Origin of the sequence: Sulfitobacter sediminivivens, assembly GCF_042611115.2 — a bacterium.
Lineage (GTDB): Bacteria > Pseudomonadota > Alphaproteobacteria > Rhodobacterales > Rhodobacteraceae > Sulfitobacter > Sulfitobacter sediminivivens.
In genome coordinates, this window is sequence record NZ_JBHGAR020000050.1 from 1 (window position 1) to 3,760 (window position 3,760).

Sequence of the window (3,760 nt, forward strand, 5' to 3'; positions counted from 1 at the left end):
CTGCGGGCGAAGACCCCGATCGATGGGCTCTATCTGTCCGGGCAGGATGTGGTCAGCCAAGGCATTCAAGGCGCGCTTTGGGGTGGCATCCTGTGTGCGGCCAGCGTCGACCCCAAGGTTTTCAAGGTGATGAAAGGATAGGCATGCACTGGTTTCTGCTGGCGATCGGTGTTGCCATTGAAATAGCGGCAACTGCGTCGCTACGGCTCTCGGATGGTTTTACCAGACCTGGTTTCACGGCTCTCACCCTCACGTGCTTTGCACTGGCATTTTATTTGATGTCGCTTGTCGTGCGGACCATGCCTCTTGGGATCGCATACTCTGTCTGGGCGGGTGGCGGTATCGCAGGTGTCACACTTCTGCGCGCAACCGCTTTTGGTCAATCCCTGGATGGTTATGCCTATCTGGGCATCGGTTTGATCTTTGCTGGGGTGATTGTCTTGAATGCTCTGTCGACTGCAGCGGGGAAAATTAAGATTTATGAGAAACCCGCGCGTGATCTAGTCTTTGCACGATTGTTTGATGAAGGAGATCTGAGATGCGCAGAGCTGCCCATGCCCCATTGTTGTCGTGCACAAATAACGTAAAACGACTACCTGCACGCCGTAGCCCTTACTGGAACATTTTGGAGTATTGCCGCCACATAGGTGTCGAAAAGTTGCCGTCAGGCGGATGCCATTGGATGGCGCGCATCCGTCGCATTGACGGAAACTACAGCCAGAAAAGAATTGGTAAGCTTGCCCCATTCCACAGGGATGGACTGGACTACGACCAAGCACTGGCCCTTGCAAAAAATTGGTTCAATCGTCCCGACATCATTGCGATTGCCTCGGAACCCTACGCAGTGGGCGTCAATGCTAAGTTAAGATACACGAAGACCAGTCATCGCTTCACAATTGGCGACGCAATGCATGGATTTGTAGAATGGAAGCGTATTGCCGCCGCGAGGACCTATTTCGAGACGACACTTTCTCTGATCAACCACCACATAATTCCCAAGCTAGGCAACCTCCCCGTCGAAGAACTTAGTCAATCTACATTCACGCAATTCTGCATTGATGTACTCGAGTCGGCTCCAAAAAGAGGTAACGGAACGCAGGGGCCAAGAACTAGTCTTGAAAACTTGGAACACGATCAGCTTCGGAAGCGAAAGAAGACTCTCAATACGGTAATCAGCTTACTCAGAGCAGCAATCGAAATGTCTTGGGAGAATGGCGATGTTGATAGTGAGCGCTCATGGCGGCGGCTAAGACGAATGCCACACGCCGACACACCTCGGCAATTCTTTTTGACCCGTGCGCAGGCCAAACGTTTGATAGCATCGTGTCGGCCTGATCTCGCGCTGCTAGTCCTTGCAGCATTGTACTCCGGATGCAGAGTATCTGAACTTGCAAGTATCAAGGCGCGCGACGTAGGAGGGCATGTGTTTGGCATATTTGTTGCACCGATGAAGAGCTATCGCGGGCGCTATGTGATCCTCCCAGACGAGGGAATGTCGTTCTTTTTGGATCAAGTTGAAGGCTTGGATGATGAAGACTTCGTATTCCGCATGTCATCGGGAAACAAATGGTCTGGATGTCACAAGCATATTTTCAGAGACGCCGTGCGACGTGCGGGACTACCTGAAGGGTTTGTGTTCCATGGCCTCAGGCACACCTATGCCAGCCAACTGGTTCAAGCAGGAACACCTTTAGCCGTAGTCGCGAAGCAACTCGGTCACACTAATACAGATACCGTAAGTAGAACTTATGGCCATCTATGCTGCGATTCGATTGAGACCGAGATTTCGCGCCGATTTGCACCAATTCAAATGGTTCGGAAGGATTCGCGCCTCACACGTCTTCGGGACACCTTGCAGACAGCAGAGGAACCAAATTGGTCTTGGGCCCGGAAGAACCGAAGCAAAGCCACCGGTACTGTCGTCAGCCTTCTGCGGGCAAAGGAGGACGAATTGCGGCTGCGCTGATATGCCTAATGCCGACATTGATTGGGGGGGGCGGCGTTGCGCTATAACTTTTCCGATACAGAAATCCGCTAGTCGCCTAGCAATCTGCGGCTATCGAAGCCTCACTAGTGCTTTTGCGGTATCTCAGGCCGCGCAAATGCCGCCATATTTGAAGCCCCAATTTGATCAATGGTTTGCATCGCAACCTGCAGGGCACGATCTGAAGTTTCAAACGGTACAGGCCAAGTGATAGTCTTCATTTCCTCAGTGGTTATCTCAAGTTTCCAGCTGCTTTGCGAACTGGCACGAGTAATTTCAATTGCAAGCCAAGTATCTCCACTTTGCACCTTTCTGAAGAAGCTTGACGTGACCCTATCACCAACTCGTCGTCCACTATCAGCCATTAACAATCCCTCATCATTTAGTATCAAAGAACGCTTGTTTTGCAGTTCGCCGTTTGGTTTACAAGTTGGCGGCAATCGCGATTTCATTTCCCAACATCGAAGCTTTTTGAGCCATAAGTGAGTGCTACAGTGCCGACGTTAACAAATGGTTAACCCGTTTTTTGAAGGAGGCGATTGATGAAGCTGATTTTTGATCGAGATACTGAACGTGCAGAAATGTTAACGTCACTGGCCAATACAACGCCAACCAGGCGTGAAGAACTCATAGAGGAATATCGTCGGAGGTCAGAGGCAGCTTTTGCTCCTGAAACTCTGCGAAATTATAAAATGGTTGTTCGATTGTTCGGAGATTGGTGTGAAAAAAATGGCTATTCACCGGAACCGCCTATTGATCCAAGAGTATTAGCGTCTTGGGTTGATGATATGGGTGGCAGGCTAGCTGCAAACTCCATCGAAACAAGGCTTTGGGCTATTGCTGAACTACACCGCTCGAATTTCCTCCCTTCGCCCACCAGACATCGGATGGTTGACCTTGCGCTGAAGGGCGTCAAACGAAAGTATGGGGCGCATACCAATCAAGCACCGCCTCTCGGCAAAAAGGAAGTAATTCTTGCGATTGATCGATTGGGTAAAACTAGACAGAACATTCGAGATAAAGCGGTTCTTTGGGTAGCCACTGATAGCTGGTGTAGGGCATCTGAAATTGTGGCATTCAAAGTAAAGGATTTGATCAGGCAAGATGACGACAGCAGCCTTTTGTTCGTACGGCGGTCAAAAACAGACACTTATGGGCAAGGGGACTATGCGTTTCTTTCTGGTCGAGGAACTAAGGCTGTTCTTGATTGGATAGAACTTGCGAAACTACAGCCTACTGAACCTTTGTTGACCAAATCTCAGCAAGGAGCGAAACGGGTGGCGATGAGCCCGAGCACCATTTCAAGAATTATGAAACGCTGTACTGGTAGAAAAGACGTCTCAGCTCATAGCACCCGAGTGGGCGGGGTACATGATGCTTTCAGGATTGGTTGTGATCTCTCGTCAATAATGGTGGCAGGTCGCTGGACATCGCCTGAAATGCCCGCTCGATATGGGAGGCGTATTAGGGCTAGCCAATCTGCTGCTGCCGAAGTTTCACGAGCTTACGAACAAGGAGGCCAACATCAGTCGGAGGAAAGCAGATAGGCCTTTCGATCCAATCTTCAACCGCAGGACTGTTCGATTGTGTAGAGTGGTAATAGGAACGTTGTCCGAGTATCGGATATTTCAAATTCAAAAATAGTGAATGCAGTTGCAACGAACTTCCGCTTTTCACCGAATCCGACGAATGCTGTGGAAACGACTAAGGTCACCTTCGGGCTTATTTTGTTGAAGAAGTCGCCGTGATTTGGGGGGGGGTGGCCGCCTCGCGGCG

The 3,760-nt window shown here is 50.2% G+C and carries 5 protein-coding genes; 3 read left to right on the plus strand and 2 right to left on the minus strand.

Going from position 1 to position 3,760, the window contains the following annotated elements; translation table 11 throughout:
* Positions 1-143: 143 nt before the first annotated feature.
* Together ACEWL3_RS20505 and ACEWL3_RS20510 are read left to right on the plus strand one after the other, a co-directional pair.
* Entirely contained in the window at positions 144-587 is a 444-nt protein-coding gene (locus tag ACEWL3_RS20505; protein ID WP_386185455.1) for a DMT family transporter, read from the plus strand.
* 95 nt (positions 588-682) lie between these two features.
* On the plus strand, positions 683-1,966 hold the full coding sequence (locus ACEWL3_RS20510; RefSeq protein ID WP_386185453.1) for a tyrosine-type recombinase/integrase: 1,284 nt from the start codon (positions 683-685) through the stop codon (positions 1,964-1,966).
* 104 nt (positions 1,967-2,070) lie between these two features.
* Here the strand turns inward: ACEWL3_RS20510 and ACEWL3_RS20515 are convergent, their stop codons facing one another.
* A complete protein-coding gene (locus ACEWL3_RS20515) occupies positions 2,071-2,436 on the minus strand; it encodes a hypothetical protein (protein ID WP_386185451.1) in 366 nt (121 codons plus the stop codon).
* A gap of 90 nt (positions 2,437-2,526) precedes the next feature.
* Between ACEWL3_RS20515 and ACEWL3_RS20520 the strand changes: the two genes are divergently transcribed.
* Positions 2,527-3,531, plus strand: coding sequence for a tyrosine-type recombinase/integrase (locus tag ACEWL3_RS20520; RefSeq protein ID WP_386185448.1), 1,005 nt, complete (start codon positions 2,527-2,529; stop codon positions 3,529-3,531).
* Positions 3,532-3,548: 17 nt separating this feature from the next.
* Here the strand turns inward: ACEWL3_RS20520 and ACEWL3_RS20525 are convergent.
* Positions 3,549-3,760, minus strand: a 212-nt coding sequence (locus ACEWL3_RS20525) for a hypothetical protein (protein ID WP_435001620.1), incomplete at its 5' end; no start/stop codon positions are given.

Coding starts and splice junctions, on each gene's coding strand:
- ACEWL3_RS20520 (WP_386185448.1), top strand. CDS start 2,527: ATGAAGCTGATTTTTGATCGAGATACTGAACGTGCAGAAATGTTAACG.
- ACEWL3_RS20505 (WP_386185455.1), top strand. CDS start 144: ATGCACTGGTTTCTGCTGGCGATCGGTGTTGCCATTGAAATAGCGGCA.
- ACEWL3_RS20515 (WP_386185451.1), bottom strand. CDS start 2,436: ATGAAATCGCGATTGCCGCCAACTTGTAAACCAAACGGCGAACTGCAA.
- ACEWL3_RS20510 (WP_386185453.1), top strand. CDS start 683: ATGGCGCGCATCCGTCGCATTGACGGAAACTACAGCCAGAAAAGAATT.